The organism is Longimicrobium sp., from assembly GCF_036399935.1.
In the GTDB taxonomy this organism is placed as follows: domain Bacteria; phylum Gemmatimonadota; class Gemmatimonadetes; order Longimicrobiales; family Longimicrobiaceae; genus Longimicrobium.
On sequence record NZ_DASWMD010000044.1, the window covers coordinates 77,335 to 95,419 of the forward strand.

20 protein-coding genes are annotated in these 18,085 nt (G+C 70.0%); 13 read left to right on the plus strand and 7 right to left on the minus strand.

The window, feature by feature from the left end; translation table 11 throughout:
* The first annotated feature begins 86 nt into the window (after positions 1 to 86).
* Complete coding sequence (locus VGB24_RS14035; protein WP_331073576.1) at positions 87 to 503, plus strand: hypothetical protein; 417 nt, start codon at positions 87 to 89, stop codon at positions 501 to 503.
* 186 nt (positions 504 to 689) lie between these two features.
* On the plus strand, positions 690 to 1,856 hold the full coding sequence (locus VGB24_RS14040; RefSeq protein WP_331073577.1) for a bifunctional oligoribonuclease/PAP phosphatase NrnA: 1,167 nt from the start codon (positions 690 to 692) through the stop codon (positions 1,854 to 1,856).
* A gap of 4 nt (positions 1,857 to 1,860) precedes the next feature.
* Here the strand turns inward: VGB24_RS14040 and VGB24_RS14045 are convergent, their stop codons facing one another.
* Entirely contained in the window at positions 1,861 to 2,514 is a 654-nt protein-coding gene (locus VGB24_RS14045; protein ID WP_331026146.1) for a 4-vinyl reductase, read from the minus strand.
* A 156-nt stretch (positions 2,515 to 2,670) separates the two neighbouring features.
* On the opposite strand from VGB24_RS14045, the gene VGB24_RS14050 reads away from it, so the two are divergent.
* On the plus strand, positions 2,671 to 3,225 hold the full coding sequence (locus tag VGB24_RS14050; RefSeq protein ID WP_331073578.1) for a metal-dependent hydrolase: 555 nt from the start codon (positions 2,671 to 2,673) through the stop codon (positions 3,223 to 3,225).
* A 1-nt stretch (position 3,226) separates the two neighbouring features.
* On the opposite strand, the gene VGB24_RS14055 is transcribed toward VGB24_RS14050, so the two are convergent.
* Both VGB24_RS14055 and VGB24_RS14060 read right to left on the minus strand, forming a co-directional pair.
* Positions 3,227 to 4,345, minus strand: a complete 1,119-nt coding sequence (locus VGB24_RS14055; RefSeq protein ID WP_331073579.1) for a hypothetical protein — start codon at positions 4,343 to 4,345, stop codon at positions 3,227 to 3,229.
* A 563-nt stretch (positions 4,346 to 4,908) separates the two neighbouring features.
* A complete protein-coding gene (locus tag VGB24_RS14060) occupies positions 4,909 to 5,850 on the minus strand; it encodes a hypothetical protein (RefSeq protein WP_331073580.1) in 942 nt (313 codons plus the stop codon).
* A gap of 226 nt (positions 5,851 to 6,076) precedes the next feature.
* Here VGB24_RS14060 and aspA point away from each other — a divergent pair, with 226 nt between their 5' ends.
* The 5 genes from aspA to VGB24_RS14085 all read left to right on the plus strand — a co-directional run bounded on the left by aspA (position 6,077) and on the right by VGB24_RS14085 (position 10,465).
* On the plus strand, positions 6,077 to 7,951 hold the full coding sequence (gene aspA, locus VGB24_RS14065; protein WP_331073581.1) for an aspartate ammonia-lyase: 1,875 nt from the start codon (positions 6,077 to 6,079) through the stop codon (positions 7,949 to 7,951).
* A 124-nt stretch (positions 7,952 to 8,075) separates the two neighbouring features.
* A complete protein-coding gene (locus VGB24_RS14070; RefSeq protein WP_331073582.1) occupies positions 8,076 to 8,483 on the plus strand; it encodes a RusA family crossover junction endodeoxyribonuclease in 408 nt (135 codons plus the stop codon).
* Positions 8,480 to 9,136, plus strand: a complete 657-nt coding sequence (locus VGB24_RS14075) for a hypothetical protein (protein WP_331073583.1) — start codon at positions 8,480 to 8,482, stop codon at positions 9,134 to 9,136. The genes VGB24_RS14070 and VGB24_RS14075 overlap by 4 nt, the downstream gene beginning before the upstream one ends.
* A 275-nt stretch (positions 9,137 to 9,411) precedes the next feature.
* Complete coding sequence (locus VGB24_RS14080; RefSeq protein ID WP_331073584.1) at positions 9,412 to 9,801, plus strand: hypothetical protein; 390 nt, start codon at positions 9,412 to 9,414, stop codon at positions 9,799 to 9,801.
* Between the two features lie 88 nt (positions 9,802 to 9,889).
* A complete protein-coding gene (locus VGB24_RS14085) occupies positions 9,890 to 10,465 on the plus strand; it encodes an outer membrane beta-barrel protein (RefSeq protein WP_331073585.1) in 576 nt (191 codons plus the stop codon).
* Between the two features lie 867 nt (positions 10,466 to 11,332).
* Here the strand turns inward: VGB24_RS14085 and VGB24_RS14090 are convergent.
* The gene (locus VGB24_RS14090) at positions 11,333 to 12,574 is read right to left on the minus strand and encodes a DNA polymerase IV (protein WP_331073586.1); all 1,242 of its coding nucleotides are present in this window, start codon (positions 12,572 to 12,574) and stop codon (positions 11,333 to 11,335) included.
* A 269-nt stretch (positions 12,575 to 12,843) separates the two neighbouring features.
* Between VGB24_RS14090 and VGB24_RS14095 the strand changes: the two genes are divergently transcribed.
* From VGB24_RS14095 to VGB24_RS14105, 3 genes are read left to right on the plus strand one after another with little or no spacing between them, the layout of a single operon-like run.
* The gene (locus VGB24_RS14095; protein ID WP_331073587.1) at positions 12,844 to 13,443 is read left to right on the plus strand and encodes an RNA polymerase sigma factor; all 600 of its coding nucleotides are present in this window, start codon (positions 12,844 to 12,846) and stop codon (positions 13,441 to 13,443) included.
* Positions 13,431 to 14,276, plus strand: a complete 846-nt coding sequence (locus VGB24_RS14100) for a hypothetical protein (RefSeq protein ID WP_331073588.1) — start codon at positions 13,431 to 13,433, stop codon at positions 14,274 to 14,276. Before VGB24_RS14095 ends, VGB24_RS14100 begins: the two co-directional genes overlap by 13 nt.
* 37 nt (positions 14,277 to 14,313) lie before the next feature.
* On the plus strand, positions 14,314 to 15,420 hold the full coding sequence (locus VGB24_RS14105) for a PDZ domain-containing protein (protein ID WP_331073589.1): 1,107 nt from the start codon (positions 14,314 to 14,316) through the stop codon (positions 15,418 to 15,420).
* Positions 15,421 to 15,536: 116 nt separating this feature from the next.
* Here VGB24_RS14105 and VGB24_RS14110 read toward each other — a convergent pair whose 3' ends face one another.
* From VGB24_RS14110 to VGB24_RS14120, 3 genes are all read right to left on the minus strand, one after another.
* Positions 15,537 to 16,022, minus strand: a complete 486-nt coding sequence (locus VGB24_RS14110; RefSeq protein WP_331073590.1) for a CC0125/CC1285 family lipoprotein — start codon at positions 16,020 to 16,022, stop codon at positions 15,537 to 15,539.
* 99 nt (positions 16,023 to 16,121) lie between these two features.
* Positions 16,122 to 17,117 (minus strand): M23 family metallopeptidase, encoded by a 996-nt coding sequence (locus tag VGB24_RS14115; protein ID WP_331073591.1) that lies wholly within the window; start codon positions 17,115 to 17,117, stop codon positions 16,122 to 16,124.
* A gap of 98 nt (positions 17,118 to 17,215) precedes the next feature.
* Positions 17,216 to 17,443, minus strand: coding sequence for a KTSC domain-containing protein (locus tag VGB24_RS14120; protein WP_331073592.1), 228 nt, complete (start codon positions 17,441 to 17,443; stop codon positions 17,216 to 17,218).
* Between the two features lie 183 nt (positions 17,444 to 17,626).
* Here VGB24_RS14120 and VGB24_RS25350 point away from each other — a divergent pair, with 183 nt between their 5' ends.
* Positions 17,627 to 17,830, plus strand: a complete 204-nt coding sequence (locus VGB24_RS25350) for a DUF4160 domain-containing protein (protein WP_349263922.1) — start codon at positions 17,627 to 17,629, stop codon at positions 17,828 to 17,830.
* Positions 17,778 to 18,044 carry a DUF2442 domain-containing protein gene (locus VGB24_RS14125; RefSeq protein ID WP_331073593.1) on the plus strand — a complete coding sequence of 89 codons (267 nt, stop codon included), beginning with the start codon at positions 17,778 to 17,780 and terminating at the stop codon, positions 18,042 to 18,044. Before VGB24_RS25350 ends, VGB24_RS14125 begins: the two co-directional genes overlap by 53 nt.
* Positions 18,045 to 18,085: the final 41 nt, after the last annotated feature.

The window sequence follows — 18,085 nt, forward strand, 5'->3', positions numbered from 1 at the left end:
TCCTGTGGCTGTTCCCGGCGCTGTTGTTCGGAATTCCGCTCGTCCTGTGGATCGGTTTCGCAAGCACCCTTGCCAGGAGAGACGCCGTGGACCGGCCCAACCGCATCGCCCAGTGGTACGGCTACTCGGTGTGCCTCGTCACCGTAGTGACGCTGCTGTTCTCCACCGTGTCCATCGTGAACAACGCCTTTACGCTTGCGAATCCGCTGCAGTCAGGGGAACCCTGGGGCCCGGCCCTCTCCTCGTTCCAGGCGTACAAGGCCACGTATCACAATTCGCCGTACCTGGACCCGTCGGAGCGAGAGGCCGCCCGCAAGGCGCCGCTCTCCGAGGCCGAGCTGCGCCAGCGCTATGAGGCGCTCCGGGCGGAGCGCATCGGCCGCAACCGGTACGACGCCGGTCGCGGCCTGGTGACGAGCGTCCTGCTATCGCTCTTTGCGGCCGGGCTCTTCCTGATGCACTGGCGGTGGCTGAGGGGGCTCGCCGACGCGCCTCCCGGCTGAAGCGGCGGACACCGTCGCACTAACGCACTAACGCACTAACGCACTAACGCACTAACGCACTAACGCACTAACGCACTAACGCACTAACGCACTAACGCACTCACGCACTCCCCCACTGCTGTCCCCTCTGGCACGCAGCTTCCGATGCACCCGCCCGAAAACCCGACTCGCCACCAGGAGAACGCAGTGTCCGAGCAAGCCGGTCCCGTGGCCGCCCTGGAAGTGACGCCCCCGTCGCAGCTGGCCAGCACCGGCCGCGCCGCCGAGCTGGCGCAGCTGCTCCAGGCGCGGCGCGGCGAGCGGCACATTGTCGCGCTGCAGGACTTTCCCGACCCCGACGCCATTTCGTGCGGCCTGGCCTACCGCGAAATCGCCCACCGGTTCGGCATCGCCGCCGACCTGGTGTACGACGGCCAGATCAGCCACCCGGAAAACCGGGCGCTCGTCAACCTGCTGGGCGTTCCCATCGAGCAGTACGAGCCGGAGATGGACCTGGAGAAGTACGCCGCCGCCGTGTTCGTCGACAACCAGGGCTCCACCACCCACCTCACGGACCGGCTGAAGGAAGCGGGGGTGCCCACCCTGGCGGTGGTGGACCACCACGACCCCGACGACGTGCTGGACCCCATCTTTTCCGACGTGCGGCCGATGGGCGCCGCGGCCACCATGTTCGTGGAGTACCTGTCCAGCGGCGAGCTGCTGACGCTGGAACGGAACAACGAGCACCACACCCGCCTGGCCACCGCACTGATGCACGGCCTGCATAGCGAAACCGACGGCTTCGTGCACGCGCGGGCGCCCGAGTACCGCGCGGCGGCACACCTGGCGCCCTTCATCGACCCGGACCTGCTGGAAGAAGTGCTGTGCGTGCAGAAGTCGCACGCCACGCTCACGGTGATCGAGCAGGCGCTGCACAACCGCGTGGTGCGCAACGGCTTTTCGGTGGCGGGCGTGGGCTACGTGCGGTGGGCGGAGCGCGACTCCATTCCCGTGGCCGCCGACTTCCTGCTGACCGAGGAGAACGTACACACCTCCGTGGTCTTCGGGCTGCTGGCGGAGGAGGACGGGCGCGAGGTGGTGTCGGGAAGCCTGCGGACGCACCGGCCCACGCTGCACGTGGACGAGTTCCTGAAGCGCGCCCTGGGCGAGGACCTGCGCGGCCGCCCGTACGGCGGCGGGCGCAGCCGTGCGGGCGGGTTCGAGATCGACGTGGGGTTCCTGAAGGGCGACGAGGACGATCCGAACCAGCAGGCCATGAAGTGGGCCCTGTTCGACCGCCGCATCCGGCGGAAGCTCTTCCGCGCGGCGGGGGTGGAAGAGCTGGACGAGATCTGCGGGGCCGAGGAGGAGTGAGCCGTCAGCCGGCGACGAACACGTTCCACTCGCAGGCGTCGGCGCCGCGCGCGGTGCAGGCCACGTGCTTGGCGTTGTGGGGCCGGGCGCCGTACTGCGACATCAGCTCGCTGACCACGCCGGTGTAGAAGGCGCAGGCGGCGCCGCCGGGGTCGGCGTTGCTGGTGAGGGCGCCGCGCAGGCGAACGGTGAAGGGCCGGGGCTGCACCTGCAGCTGCGCCGTGCCCGCCAGCTGCCCGATCACCCGGCGCGCGGCGCGGGCGGCGGCGCGCATCTTCATTCCCGAGGGGAGCAGGCGCGCCCAGCGCCGCGAGGCCCCCGATTTTTCCTCCCACGCGCGGCGCGCCACGCGGCGCCCCGCCTCTTCGAAGATCTCGTCGCAGTCCGGCCGGCGGATCACCAGCCGGATCAGGTCTTCGACGGTGGCGCTGCTCTGCAGGCTCTTCTTCCGCGTTTCTTCGCGGAACTTGTGGATCTGCAGGTACACCACGTCGCTCAGGCCCAGGCGCCGGGGCATGCTGGCGGCCAGGTCTTCGCCTTCCAGCAGCTCCTCGGGCCGGTCCATGTCGCGCATGGTCTCCAGCAGGATCAACGGAAAAACGGGCGTCACGCTGGGCGTGTTGGGCCCAACGGGCCGGCGGCTGGAGGTCCTGCTCATTCTCGCGGAAGGTCCGTGCATCTCGGTGGATGAAGGCGCCCAATCTCGCCCGGATACCCGCCTCCTGGCAAGGTGGTGCGCCGGAACGACTCCTGCCCTGCGGTGACGCGGTCCGTCGTCCCGAAGCGTCCACCGCGCCACCGTACCTGGAGATCGATGCCGTTTCCTCCCGCACACATGCTGATCGGCGCCGGCCTGGCGGAGGTCGCCCGCTCCGGAATGCGCGACCCCCTGCCCCGCTGGCAGGCGTGGGCCGCCGGCGCGGCGCTGGCGGCGCTGCCGGACGTGGACATCGTGCTGGGGATCGTGCTGGGCAAGGGCGGCTCGTACCACGGCACGTTCACCCACAGCCTGTCGGCGGTGGTGGTGTGGGCGCTGATCGGGTACGCCGCCGGCGGGGGGCGGTGGGCCGCGGTGGCCGGGGTGGGCTACGCCTCGCACCTGGTGGTGGACCTGCTGGACGAAAGCGGCCCCACCAACCTGATGCTGGGATGGCCGTTCTCCGGGCAGCGGCCGTACTCCATCGGCAAGCTCTTCCCCAAGGTGCCGGTGGAGGGAGACAGCATGCTCGACGGCGTGCTGAACGTCGTGCGGCCCGAGTCGCTGATGCTGCTGGCGACGCAGACGGCCATGGCCGCCGGCTTCTTCGCCGTGTTCGTCCTGCTGGCGCGGCTGATCCGCAGGCGGAGAGGGCACGCGGCGGCCGGGTGAGTCAGCGGCCGATGGCGGAAAGCAGGTCGTCCATGGCGATGGAGCAGCCGCGCGCCTCCGCCCCCCGCGCGCGGCCCAGCACGCGGAAGCCGTCCGGCGAGGTGATGCCCAGGTCCGCCGTCTGGATGGCGGCGACGGAGTCCAGGTTGGCCAGGTCCACGTGGCGCAGCACGCCCGTCTCGCCGTGGGGAAGCGGCTTCAGGGTCTCGGGATCGGTCGCCTGCGTCCGCACCCACGCCGGGCCCACGTGCAGCCGCTCTGAGGGCGGCACCGCCGACCCCGCGACACCGTCGTAGAACTGCGAGCTCATCTCCGTCATCCCGTACTCGTTCACGCACCAGGCGTACGGAATCCCCAGCAGTTCCTCGAATCCCTCGTACAGCTCCTCGCGCGTCACCTCTCGCGAGCGCCCCTTGAATCCCCCCGTGTCCATCAGCCGCGACCCCGGCGGCAGGCGGTGGCGCACGCCGGCCTCGCGCAGCGCATCCAGCCAGTGCACGAACGCGAACGCCGTCCCCAGGATGCACACCGGCCCGCCATCCCTTTCCGCTGCACGCAGTGAATCGCCGAGCCCCGGGTGGTCGATGCCGCCGTCCGGGGACACGAACCATCCGCTGCCCTCGCCGCCGAAATCCGCCATCACCGCGCCCGCCATGTGCGAAAGCGACGAGTCGGGGAGCGCGGACGGTGGCGGCACGAGCGAGATCACGCGTGGGCGTGCCCCGTCCGGCAGCAGGTGCGCGGCGAAGCCGGCTCGCAGCGCGGCGTCGTACAGGTCCAGGTCGGGCACGTGGTGCGTTCCGCGCCGCTCCGGGCCGGCGGTGGTGCCGCTGGTGCGGAAGACGGCGGCCATCTCCGCACCGGGGTCGCCGCAGACGAGCGCCGCGGCCTTGAACGCATCCGTGGGCACCGCGGGGATCTCGCCCCAGTGCGCGATGGAATCCGGGGACGCGCCCCGCCGGTCGCAGAACAGGCGGTAGGGCTGGTTGCATGCGTACTGATGGGAGAACACCGCGCGCGCCAGCCGGTCGAACTCGCCGTCCTCCATGGCGGTGCCCGGCCCCATGCGGATGCGGGACAGCAGTTCGGAGCGCAGTTCGTCGGGTACGGCAGTGGTCATCGGCGGATCGGATGCGGTGCTCGGGCGCGCGGAAAGGGCGCGCGGCGGGATGTTGGGTGCGCGGGGTGTGCTTCGGCAAGTCCGCGGGGGCCCTCACCCGGCCGCGCTGACACGCGTGCCACCCTCTCCCGCAAGCGGCCCGCAAGCGGGAGAGGGTGTACACACCAGTCTCGTGAGCGCGGGGCCAGCCGAAGCGCGATTCAGGTCTCCCCCTCCCCTGCGAAGCGGGGGACGGGGGCCGGGGGGAGGGGGCTCCCAAGGCATGCGCCGGCAGACCATCGAACCTCGTGAGAAGTGCTCCTCTCTCCCGCGCAGTTTGCAGGGAGAGGCCGGGGGGAGGGGGCTCGCAAGGCATGCGCCAATCCCCTTCGACACCCGATTGAAGTTCCCCCCTCTCCGCACGTAGTTTGTGCGGGGAGGGGCCGGGGGAGGGGCCACCCCGCGGCATGCACCGTCCCCACGCCGCAACGCTACACAGCCCAGCATCCCCCACTCTAAAAACCCGGCCCCGCCCCCGAAACTCGGGGGCGGGGCCGGGGTGCCGTGCGGCAGCCTGCCGCCGATCAGTACCCGTCGCGTCCGCGGCCGTAGCCGCGGTAGCCCCGGTCGTACTGGTCGCCGTTCATGTTGCCGTAGTACGGCTCGTTGCCCATGCCGCCGGCCCCGGTGGCGCCCTGGTAGCCGTTGTCGTACTGGCCCCGGCCCCGGCCGGTGTTCCAGCCGGCCCCACGGTTCATGTCGCCGCCCGGGCGCATTCCGCCGCCGGAGCCGCCCATCATGCCGCGGCCGCCGAAGTCGCGGCCGTAGCCGCCGCGCGCGCCATAGCCGGGCCGGGCGTCGTCGCGATCGAACGCGTTCTCCACCTGGTCCCAGCCGCGGCGGACGGCGTTCTGCGCGCGGTCCATCCAGCCGCCGCCCTGGTCGTGGCCGCCCATCGCCCGGCCGCGGTCCATCCCCCCGCCCATGTAGCCGTTTCCGCCGCCGTGGCCCATCCGCCCCGAGCCCCAGTTGTGGCCCCATTCGGCGTCGCCGCTGCCCAGGTTCCACCCGCGGTCGCGCCCCAGGCCGCCCTGGTTCATCCCGCCGCCCTGGTACCCGGAATCGTAGCCGCGGCCCATGTCGCGCCCGCCGCCATGGCCCTGCGGCCCGTACCACCCGGCGTGGAAGGGGCTGGTGTCGCTGCCCCGGTTGCCGCCCAGGTCCACGTCGCGGTCCAGGCGGTCGGCGGCGTCGGCCGTCCAGGCGCCGTCCGTCCACGCGTTGACGCCGCTGGTATGGTTGCGTCCGCCCCCGCCGCGGTGGGTGCCGCCGTAGCCGCCGCCCGTGTCCATCGTCGAGCGGTTCTCGTAGTCCTGGCGCATGTGGTCGCTCATCCCGGCCTGGTGCACGTCCTGGCCCTGGAAGGCGCGCCGCAGGGCATTCCCCGCCCGGTCGAAGAAGCCGCCGTCACGGTGCCCGCCCATGCCACGGTTTCCGTACTCGTCGTTGCGGTCCCAGTTCGCCATCGTCGCCTCCTGCGTTATCGGGAATTCCGGCCCTCACGAGCCGCCGACCTGAGGCGCCGTACGGGTGCAATGTCCGTTCCATGCAACGGGTTGCGTCGTTCCTCGATCCCCGCCGGAGCTTGATCCGGAAGCGCCCTCCGGCTACGTTGCCGGTTTCCCGCCGCGCCGGGTGCGGCGGCCTTGTGCGCGACCCCTTTCCGGCCCCGGCCGGCTGGTGCTGACGACGATGGACGATACCGTGTTCGGCGTGCTGCGGGCCCACTCCGAGTTCCGCGACCTGGACGACGCCGAGGTGCGCGCGCTGGCCGAGCTGGCCCAGGTGAAGCAGTGCCCGGCGGGCGGATACCTGTTCCGCGAAAGCCAGCCGCGCCGCGCCTTCGGCATCGTCGTGCGCGGCCGGGTGCAGATCGGCAAGGGGTTCCAGGGCGCGCCGCGCGTGCTTCACGTCCTTGGCGCTGGCGAGTCGTACGGCGAGGGGAGCCTGCTGGACGACTATCCCCACTCCACCAGCGGGCTGGTCAGTGAGGACGTGGAGATCGTGGAGATCCCCCGCACGGCCCTAATGGAGCTGGTGGAGCGGAACCCCCGGCTGGGCGGCAAGCTGGTGATGGTGGCCGCGCGGGTGATCTCGTCGCGCCTGCGCTACGCCAACCACCTTGTCAATCGCCGCGGTTCGGGCTACCTGTCGGGCGAAACGAGAACCGAGCACGACCTGCTGGGCGAGCGGCAGCTGTCGGTAGACCTGTACTACGGCGTGCAGACGCTGCGGGCGACGGAGAACTTTCCGATTACCGGCATCACCATCGGCCAGTACCCGTACCTGATCAACGCGCTGGCCGCCATCAAGGAAGCGGCGGCCATGGCCAACCGCGACCTGGGGCTGCTGACCGACGAGGTGGCCGACGCCATCATCGCCGCCAGCCGCGAGATCCGCGACGGCAAGCTCCACGAGCAGTTCGTGGTCGACGTGGTGCAGGGCGGCGCCGGCACCTCCACCAACATGAACGCCAACGAGGTGATCGCCAACCGCGCGCAGGAAATCCTCGGCCGGCGCAAGGGCGACTACGACGCGGTGCACCCCAACAACCACGTGAACCTCAGCCAGTCCACCAACGACGTCTATCCCACCGCGCTGAAGATCGCCGCCAACTGGGCCATCGAAGACCTGGTGCGCGCCCTGGGCGAGCTGAAGGACGCCTTCCACCAGAAGGGCACCGAGTTCGGCCACGTGCTGAAGATGGGGCGCACGCAGCTGCAGGACGCCGTGCCCATGACCCTGGGGCAGGAGTTCAACGCCTTCGGCGTCACCATCGGCGAAGACATGGACCGGCTGCGCGAAGCCGCCGCGCTGATCCGCGAAACCAACATGGGCGCCACGGCCATCGGCACGGGCATCAACACCGATCCCCGCTACGCCGGCGTGGTGTGCCAGCGGCTGTGCGAGGTCACCGGGCTGGAGCTGATCACCGCGCCCGACCTCATCGAGGCCACCTCCGACACGGGCGCCTTCGTGCAGCTGTCCGGCATCCTCAAGCGGGTGGCCGTGAAGCTCAGCAAGATCTGCAACGACCTGCGCCTGCTCTCGTCGGGGCCGCGGGCGGGGCTGGGCGAGATCAACCTGCCGCCCATGCAGCCGGGGTCGTCAATCATGCCGGGGAAGGTGAACCCGGTGATCCCAGAGGTGGTGAACATGGTGTGCTTCCAGGTGGTGGGGAACGACCTGACCATCACCATGGCGGCCGAGGCGGGGCAGCTGCAGCTGAACGTGTTCGAGCCGGTGATCGGCTTCAACCTGTTCCAGTCCATCGACATGCTGGTGCGTGGCGCCGTGGTGCTGCGCGGACGATGCGTCCTGGGCATCACCGCCAACGTCGACCGCCTGCGCGCCATGGTGGAGAACTCCATTGGTTTGGTGACGGCGCTGGTGCCCTACATCGGATACGAGCGCTCCAGCGAGCTGGCGCTGGAGGCCATGGCCACGGGGCGCGGCGTGTTCGAGCTGGTGCGCGAGAAAGGCTGGCTCCCCGAGGCGCGCCTGGCCGAGATCATGACCCCCGAGGGCATGACCCACCCGCGCCCCATGCCCATGCAGGACACGTAGGCGGAGGGGGACGCCCGTTCACACCGTTCTCTTGTCCCGGCCCGGGATGTACTTTATACTGGGCCGACCTGGACAGTCGAACCAGTCGACGGGTTCCGAAAACGTGTCGCGGTGGGGATGAATCGTGGTGCTGGCCGAGTTTCTCGTACCTCGCCGCCCGGTCTCGGCGCAGGCCAAGAGGCGAAAGACCCTGCAGACCTGGAAAGAGTTCGTGCGGCAGCAGGCCGTCGATGTGTGGCGAGGCAAGCCTTCCATCACTGCGGGCGCGCTGCAGCTTACCCTCGTGTACCTGTACGACGGCCCGAGGGCGGACGCGGACAACATCATCAAGCCCATCCAGGACGCGCTCTCGGGCGTGATCTTCAGTGACGACACACTCGTCACTGACGTGGAAAGCCACTTGCGTCCGGTAAGTGCCACCTTCGAAGCCGCGCGGTTGCCGCAACCGCTGCTGGCTCACCTCGCGACGGGGACCGAAGGCGTCTACCTCCGCCTTTCACGGGCGCGAAGCCTGGAGGAGTACCTGGGATGATCTCTCCTGCAGCCCCGGACAGCGGCCTGGAGCACCGCGTGGCGCTGCGATACCAGCAGCAGGGCTACAACGTCATCGTGCATCCGTCCGCGGACGAGCTTCCGTTCGATCTCGACGGATATGAGCCCGACCTGATCGCGACCCGCGGGGACGAAAAGCTGATCATCGAGGTCAGGAACTCCGTGATGCGCGGCTCCATCGACCGGCTGGTCGAGGCGGCCGACCGCGTCCGGACCTCCCCTCCGTGGCAGCTTCTCCTGGTGACGGACGACGATGTGCCGGGCGAGCTTTTGCCCGGCGTCGACCTGACGCTCCCCGGCTGGGCCGAGATCCATCATCGCCTGGGCGAGATCGACCACGTGGGCGACGGTCCCGCCCGCCTGCTGCTGGCGTGGGCGGTGCTCGAAGCGGCGCTTCGGCGGCACGCGTTCGATTCCGCCCTTCCCATCCACCGCCTGCCCACGTCAGCCCTCATCAAGCAGCTGTACACGCAAGGCGAACTTCCCGCTGACGTGTTCGAAACGCTGATCCGGCGGCTGGAGCAGCGCACCCTTGTGGCGCACGGCTTCGCCTTCGAGGATACCACCGGCGCAGCAGGGGAATTACGAGCGATACTTGAGCACCTGCTCGAATTCTGGAGACAACCGGCGTAAACACCCGCGCGGAACGCTCGTAGACTTTCCCAGCACCGACTCAACCCGACACGATTGTCCCCCTCCTGCATCGGCGTGTGTCCGCAATCGGGCACGCCCGCGCGGCATGTTTTTCGTAAGTCGTTCCCTATAAACGATCTCCCGAGCGGCATAGGGGGTGCCATTCCGGAGGGCGGGACCATCCACCCCCATCCGCTGATCACCACACCGGAAACACACCATGAAGCGCACACTGATCGCCTTCGCCCTTTTCGCCGGTACCGCTCTCGCCGCCGGTGACCTGGACGCGCAGGTGTTCGAGAATTCCCTCCGACGAGCCGGACGAGTCCGACCTCGTGCTCGCGCACTTCGACATCGGCGGCCGCCTGAACTTCGGCACCACGACGTCGGCACTCCGCCCGTACGTGAACGCGGCGTTCTCGGGCGTAGCCGAAGGCGCGAGCGGTGAGCCCGGTGGAGAGGACGTCGTTCTCAGCGGCGCCGGCCTCACTCTGGGTGGTGGCCTGCAATACTTCGTCTCGCCCCGCTTCGCGCTGGACGGGGCGCTGCAGGGCAGCTTCGGCAAGTTCACTCAGATCCACGAGGGCGACGGGCCCACCGAACTCGAGGAAGACCGCAAGTTCACCACGGCCCGCCTGCAGCTGGGCGTGACCTGGCACCCGTAGTCTTTGGCGGCACGCGAGCCGGCCGGACCCCACGAGGGGCGTCCCGGCTGGGTTCGTACGATCCACCAACCCTGTTCCCACGCTGCTCATGCGCAACATGCTTCTCGCCGCCGCCGCGGTGCTCGTGTCGTCCACGGCCCACGCCCAGGTGTCCCATAACCGTGGCTGGATGGTGAACGCCCACGTGGCGGGCGCCGCCACCGGGGGCGCCGCCGAAGATGCCGAGGTGCGGCGGGGCGGCGCGCTGGGCGCGGCGGTCGGCTACGGCTTCTCCGATCGCCTTGCCCTGCTGCTGAGCGTCGACCGCGGCCGGGTGAAGTACCCGGGCCCGCTGACCGCCGACGACGGGCCCATCGACATTGCCCTGCGTGCCAGCTTTCTGGACGAGCACTCGCCACTGCGGCCGTACCTGACCAGCGGCATCACCGGCGTGGCGGAAAGCCCCCGCCCGGACGACACCGGGCTCGTCAGATCCGCCAGCGGCATCACCATCGGTGGTGGGCTGCAGTACTTCACCACGCCGAGGGTGGCCCTCGACGCCGGCCTGCTCTTTACCGCCGGCAGCTTCACCGGGTGCGAGGTGGAGGGGGAGAAGTACGAGTACGACGAAGGGCTGGGATTCAGCCACTCGCGATTGCAGCTGGGGATCACCTGGCACCCCTGACAGCGACGGATTTCTCGCACCTGGGGCCAACGGCGCGGCCCGGATGGACGCGTGATCCGGCTTCGCGACGTGGTGCGCGTGGTGCCGCCGATGAACGGGCATCCCAAGCGGCTGCGCGGCATCATGCTCGTCGTGGGCTGAGGACGTCGCACGATAACGCGGAGAACTTTGGTCGGGGGGGGCGACAGAGTGCCGGTGCATGCCTCTGGAAGCCCCCTCCCCCCGGCCCCCGTCCCCCGCTGCGCAGGGGAGGGGGAGACCTGAATCGCGCTCCGGCTGGCCTGGTGCACTCGGCTGCACGTGCAGTCCGCGAAGGCGGACTTTGGGCCGTTGTTGCCGCGACTTCAGTCGCCCCAGCAGCGCCGGCGGCATTGCTCGATGCTCGTGATCGCGCCGGAGCCGAGGCCGCGGCATGCCAGGAGCGGGTGAACCCGCGGCTGGGAAAGCGGAAAGCCCCGACTCACGCCGCTGTCGCGTCGCGCTCGGGGCTTCACCTGCACGCGCTCTACACGATCCGAAGCGCACCGGGCTGGCTCCCTTCCCTCGCGCAGTTTGCGGGGGAAGGGCTGGGGATGGGGGGCGCAGGCCCGTGCACCGGGCCAATCCCAACGCACCCAGTCCCGAAGTGTACCCCCTCTCCCACGCTGTTTGTGGGAGAGGGTGGACGAGCCTAAGCGAGGACGGGTGAGGGCCCCACGGCAGCCGAGGCCCACGCTTCCGTGACCGCTGCCTCGCCCCGGCTAGTACGTGGCCGCGGCTGGATCCTTCGCCCCGCGTGGTTTGTCGTACGGGATGGTGCGGTGCGCCTGGGGCTCAGGATGACAGCTCGCGCTGCCGCTGGCCTGGCAGCGGATACGCTGCCCGCGCCTACTCCTCCACCGAACCGCCGCGGCCTCGGTGGCGATCCTTCGGGTCGCGGTGGGCGATGCGCGCGGGCACCAGCGCGCCCTTTCCGTACTTCCCGGTCACCCGGTCCGTTGCCTCCGCCAGCTTGCGGTCGCGCGCCGTCTCAGGACCGCCCGGGGTGTCGGCGAAGAGCGCGGGCTCCCGTTCCTCGTCGCCCATCAGCTTCGAGACGCCCACGCCCAGCAGCCGCGCCGCGCCCGCCCGCTTGGCTAGCAGCTCGCGCAGCAGCTCGCGCGCGATGGTGAAGATCGCCCGGTCCGATTCGATGGCGTCGGGCGCGGTGCGGCTGGCGGAGCGGTCGGTGAAGTCCGCGTAGCGCAGGCGAACGGTCACGGTGCGCGCCCGCAGCCCGTCCGCCCGCAGCGAGGCGCCCGTCTCCACCGCCAGCATCATCAGCCGCGTCTCCAGCTCCTCGGGGTCGGAGATGTCGATGGGAAAGGTGCGCTCGTGCGAGATGGACTTCTGCGGACGCCGCGGCGCCACGCCCCCAAAGTCCTCCCCCCGCGCCAGGTGGTACAGCCACTGCGCACGCGAATCGCCCACCCACGAGGTCAGCGTCGCCAGGTCCAGCGGGGCGATGTCGCTGACCTGCGTGGCGCCTCGCCGCCGCAGCGCCTCTGCCAGCGCGGGGCCCACGCCGGGGATGTCGGAGAGGGCGAAGCGGCTCATGAACGCGGCCTCGCCCCCCGGCGGAACGATGTGCACGCCGAACGGCTTGTTCACCGAGGCCGCCATCTTGGCCAGCGTGCGCCCCGTCGCCCCGCCGATCGAGATGCTGATCCCCGTGCGGTCCATCACCGCCTGCTGCATGCGGCGGCAGGTTTCCTCCAGCGGCTCGCCGTGGTACAGCAGCTCGGTGCCGGTGAGGTCAAGGTAGAACTCGTCCACGCTGGCCGCCTCGACCACGGGCGAAAACTCGTCGAGCACCGCGCGCACTTCCTTGTGCTTGCGGTTCACCATCTCGCCGGGGACGGGGACCACCACGCCTCGCGGGCAGAGCCGGATGGCCGTGGCCATGGGCATCCCCGCGTGCACGCCGAACTTGCGCGCCGCGTACGAGGCCGACGTCACCACCCCGCGCCCCGTGGCACTTCCGCCCACGAGCACCAGATGCGAACGCCCGGCGCCCTCCGGGTCCGCCAGCATGGCGCAGCGGACGAAGTACGAGTCGCAGTCGGCGAGGAGGATGCGTGGGGTCGACAAGAAAGTGCGTTAGTGCGTTAGTGCGTTAGTGCGTCAGTGCGAACGTTAGGGCGCGAGTAGGTGATTGTGAGCGGATGATGAGCGGCGCCGCGCGGGGGTGGCGCCGTGGCGGCTGCGGAAGGATAATGCGCGCGGCGGCGGAAGGGTATCGGGGCGGGAGCCCACGCCATCCGCCGGATCCGTTAGATTGGACTTCCCTCCCATCCTCCCCCCTGCCTCCACCGCCTGCCGGGCGCGAGGCAACCTTCCGCGATGCCCCGGCATCAATCATGTCCGGACCCCTCGAGCGGACCATGGAAGAAACCGACATCCACCTGATCCACCAGGCCAAGCACGGCGACGGGGCCGCGATCCGCGAGCTGTATCAGCGGCACGCGCAGCGGGTGTACGCCGTCGTCAAGCGCCTGGCGGGCCACGACGAAGCCCTCGCCGAAGACTGGGCCCAGGAAGCCTGGGTGCGCGCCATCCGCGCGCTTCCCACCTTTCGCGGCGAGTCGCGCTTCACCACGTGGCTTCACCGCATCGCCGTCAACAGCGCCCTTCACGGGCGCCGCAGCCGGCTGCGCAAGGCGGGGCGAGAGACGGCGATGGTGGACGACGATTTTTCCGTGCGCCCCTCCGCCGAGAACGCGCTGCTGCGGCACAAGCTGGAGCGTGCCATGGAGCGCCTGCCCGAAGGAATGCGAAAGGTGCTCGTTCTTCACGACGTGGAAGGCTACACGCACGAGGAGATCGGCGAAATGCTGGGTGTGAACCCCGGAACCTGCAAGAGCCAGTTGTTCAAGGCCCGCGCGCGGATGCGCAAGCTGCTCAGCCCGCTGCCGGCCGATGAACCCGCGGAGGAGGAGATGGCCGCATGTGGCACCTGAACCCCGAAGACCTCGCCCGCCTGGTGGACGAGGCACCCGAGCCCGCCGAGGCCGCGCACCTGCGCGAATGCCTGGTGTGCCGGCGCGAGCTGTCGGAGATGCGCGACCAGACCCAGGCCCTGGCCTCGCTGGCCGGAGACGGTCCGGCGCCCGCCGCGTGGGACGACCTGGAGGCTCGCCTGCGTGCCGAGGGGCTGATCCGCGGCGCCACGGTGACGCCGCTGCGCCCCCGCTGGATTCGCACACACGGACTGCGCGCCGCCGCGTCGCTCGCCCTGTTCCTGCTGGGCGGCACGGCGGGCGCCGCGCTGTGGAACGCACGCACGTCGCGGCAGATGGCGACCGTCGCCACGATGCCGGCTCCCACGCCCGCCGCGGCGGAAACGCTGACGGGGACGCCGGCAGAGTCGTCGTTCGCGGGCCTCATGGGCGGCACCACGCCGGAAGAGGCGCCGCGGTCGTCCGTGCGCCTGGCGAGCACCGCGCCGGCGGCGGTGGATACGCCGTCCATGCGCCCCCGTCCCTCGGCGCCGCGTCCCGCCCCGGTGCGGGTGACTCCGCGGCAGGCGGAAGACGCAGCCCGCCAGCTGCTGCAGGCCCAGGCGGCGTACGTGGGTGCCCTGCAGCGCTACGCGGCCATCGCAGACCCCAACAGCGGCAACCCGCCGGAAACGCGCCTCGCCGCGCTCGACCGGCTGGTGACGCTGACGGCCGAGGCGCTGGAGCATGCCCCCGGCGACCCCGTGATCAACGGATACCACCTCGCGGCCACGGCCGAGCGCACCCGCCTGCGCCGTGAGCTGGAACAAGACGCCCAGACCGCCTGGTTCTGAGGCTTTCGCGAAGCAAGACCCGACGGAGATACGAACGATGAAGTTCCACAACCTGATCCTGCCGCTGCTGGCCGCGGCGCTTGCTCTTCCCGCCACCGCGCGGGCGCAGGAAGACACGACCGCCCACGGACACCGTCCGGGGATGATCGGCGTGGTCTTCGACGTGAAAGACGGAGACGACGCCGTGCGCATCATGGAGGTGCGGCCGGGCTCTCCCGCCGCGCGCGCCGGCGTGCGCCAGGGCGACGTGGTGGTGCGCCTGAACGGCCAGGCCGCCACCGGCCGGACCTTCGACGTCCTGCCGCGGCGCCTGCAGGCCGGCGACACCGTGCGGCTGCGCGTTCGCCGCGAGGCGGGCGGCGAGCAGGACGTGGTGATCGTGGCCGCGCCGCGGCCGGGCCAGATGCGGATGGCCGGCCCCACCCGCGAGCGCATGAGGGTCATCATCAACGGCGACACCAGCGACGTGCCGTTCGGCGCCATGCTCCACCAGCTGGACTCGCTGAGCGAGCACCTGCCGCTCGAGGCCATGGCGCTGCGCATCGACAGCCTGCACGCGCGGCTGCTGGACATCGACACCACGGTGCTGCGGTTTCACGTGGATTCGCTGATCACCATCCTGGGCGACAGCCTGCCGGTGATGATGCGCCGCATGCCGAACATCGAGATCATCGGCGCGCCGATGGGCGAAGACATGATGCCCCTGCGCGAAGAGGTGCGCGTGCACGGAGGCATGCCGTTCGATGGGCCCGGCGCGCAGCCGTTCCTGATGGAGCTGGGCCGCCGCTCGGCCGCCGGCGCCGAGCTGGCCGAGATGAACGAGGGGCTGAGCCGCTACTTCGGCAACGTCCGCGAGGGCGCACTGGTGATCGACGTGGGCTCCGACACCCCCGCGGCCCGCGCCGGGCTTGAGGCGGGCGACGTGATCGTCCGCGCGGGCGGGCAGAGCGTGAACGATCCCGAGGACGTCCGCCGCGCCCTGATGCGCTCCGAGAACGGCACCACCGAGGTGGAAGTGGTGCGCCAGGGCCGCCGCCGCACGCTCAACCTGCAGTGGGAGGGCAGCGGAGTGCGCACCTTCCGCCGCGAGCTGCGCCCGAGCCGGCGCGAGAACGTGATCATCCGGCGGGGCAGCGGAGAGTAAGGACGGTCACTACGGTACCAACGGTCACCACCGTCACGACGTAGAGCACGGAAAAAGCCCGGGCGCCGCATCAGCAGGCGCCCGGGCTTTTTCTGTCTCTCGCGGCCTCCCCACGATCAGGGGGAAGTTGACGCGCCTTGCTCGCCGGTGGGCTGCTGCAGGCTGGGCCCGAGCGTGCGCAGCACTTCCGCGGTCGTGTAGGTTTTACAATGCGCGGGAGATTCGCTTTCACACTTCAGTTCCGCGTCCCGCGTATGCACGCCGCGTACGGTGAGCTTGATGAGGTATTCGGTGGGTACGCCCATCTCGGGGGGCGTGCCGGCATGCCTCCGGGTCTTCGTCCACCCCTCGTAGCGCACCACCTGGAAGAACGGGAACCCTGCGTCGCGCGCAAGTTCCGCGGAACGATAGTAAGCACCGACCTCGCGCAGGTGATCACGGTTGATTCCCGCCAGAGTCCTGAAACTGACTTCCCAAACCCCTTCGCCAAGCGATTTGTCCGCGTATCCAGGGCTTTGCAGGATGTTGGACTTCATGTACAGGGGCGGAGTGCACCCGGTAAGGCCGGCGAGCGCCACCAGGATCAGAAGCTTACGCATCATTTCTCTACAGGAGGGGTCTACGGGTGAGCCGCGCCGGGCGCACGTCTAAACGCTCGTGCAACCAGCGCGGGGCCTGAAAGGCACTGCAGTTACCCGCGGCTACCGCCGCACCACCGTCGGCGTGCGCGCCAGCAGCCGGGCAAGCACGCGCCGCTCCGTCCGCCATTGGGCATCGTACCCTACCTGCTCGGTGGCGCCCTGGAACTGCGTGGCGATCTCGGGGTCCACCGGCTGGCCCTTGCGACGCACCTCGTAGTGAAGGTGCGGCCCCGTCGCCAGGCCGCTCGCGCCCACGTAGCCAACCACGTCGCCCTGCCGCACCGGCTGCCACGGGCGCACGGCGACGGCGGAAAGGTGGGCGTAGCGCGTCGCGTAGCCGTTGGGGTGCTGAACCTCCACCAGGTTGCCGTATCCACCGCGCATCGCCGCGAACGACACGCTTCCGTCCGCGGTGGCGCGCACCGGCGTTCCGTAGCGGGCGGCGTAGTCGATGCCCGTGTGCGGCAGAATGCGGTTCAGGATGGGGTGCATGCGGTTCATCCGGAACGGCGACGTCACCCGCAGCACGTCCAGCGGCCCCGACCAGGGCGTGGCGTCCAGGGACTGGCCGCCGTCGTCGTAGTAGCCCGGCGTCTTGGCCGTTTCGTACAGGAAAACGGTGTGCAGCCCGCCGCCCACCGCGGCCTGCGCCGCCAGCACCTGGATGGACCGCGTGCTTCCGTCCGGCCGCTTCACCCGCTCGTACGCCACCTTCAGCCGCCCGCCCGTCTCCAGCTCTCGCTCGCGCAGCACGGGGACGAAGATCTTGTCCAGGTGGCGGCCCACCATCTCGCGCTCGGCGTCCGTCAGGTCGCTGGCGATCACCCGCAGCGCGTCCCGAAAGCTGCCGCGCGCAAACCCGCCGATCAGCAGCGTGTCGATGCTGACGGGAATGGCGCGCGCCGCCGGCAGACGGACCGCGGCCTCGTCCGCCTCCGCACCCGGCCCAGCCAGGGCTACGGCGGAGGTAACGGCGAGCACCGCCGCCGCGAGTACCGCGGTGGCGAGTCCGGGCGGCTTGATGCCGCGGGGCGTGGAAGGTCGGAATGCGGTCATACTCTGCCGGCGGAGGGCCGGCACCTGCGACGGGTACAGGGATGTGCGGATGACGCAACAAGATAACCGGGCGGGCGCTCCGGGGAAAGCTTTGTCGCTCAGCGCCGCGGCGCAGCCTGCAGGCGCCGCCAGGGGTGATGGGGCTTGATCTCGGCGTTCAGGTAGCGCCCCTTGCTGTCCGCGACCAGCAACGCGTGGTACGTCTCCTCGGGCACGTCTCCGTATTCGTACACGCCGCCATTCAGGAACTCCACCTCCAGCACCTGCCGCCCGGGATCGTATCCCGCGCTGGCCAGGCTCGACGAATCCAGCCGCTGCCGCTTCATCTTTCAGACTCCGGTCCGCGCTGCGACGGATGTGCACGCCGCTCACTTGTCTAGTTCACTTTGTGCACTTACCATGCTAGGCACAGTGATCGCATACCGTCGGAAGGTGGGGACATGCCGTCGATCCAAGGAATCGGAGGTCCATACCGGCTGTTCTTCGTCAGCTTCGACTGCAACGAGCCCATGCATGTGCACGTTCGACGAGAGAACAGCACTTGCAAATTTTGGATAGACCCGCTGTCGCTCGCGGCGAATCATGGCTTTCCGGCGAGGGAACTAACCCGCGCCCGCGCGACTATTGAAGAGCACCTCGAGCGCATCAAGGAGGCGTGGCATGAGCACTGTGGCGACCGGCGAGGCGCGGATACGGGAGGTGCGGGTTACTGACGCCGAAATTACCGCCCAGTTGGTGGACGGGCGTACGATCAGCGTACCGCTCGCATGGTCGTGGCGTCTCTCGGAAGCAACGCCTGAGCAGCGGGCGAACGTCCAGATCATCGGCAACGGCGACGTAGCTCATTGGCCTGATGTCGACGAGGACATCAGCGCGCGCGGAATGCTGGCGGGGACACCGGCGCCGCGCCAGAAGCAGTTCGCGTAAGCTTCGCCCCCTGCGCAGAAGCGCCCCCGCGACGGGATCGC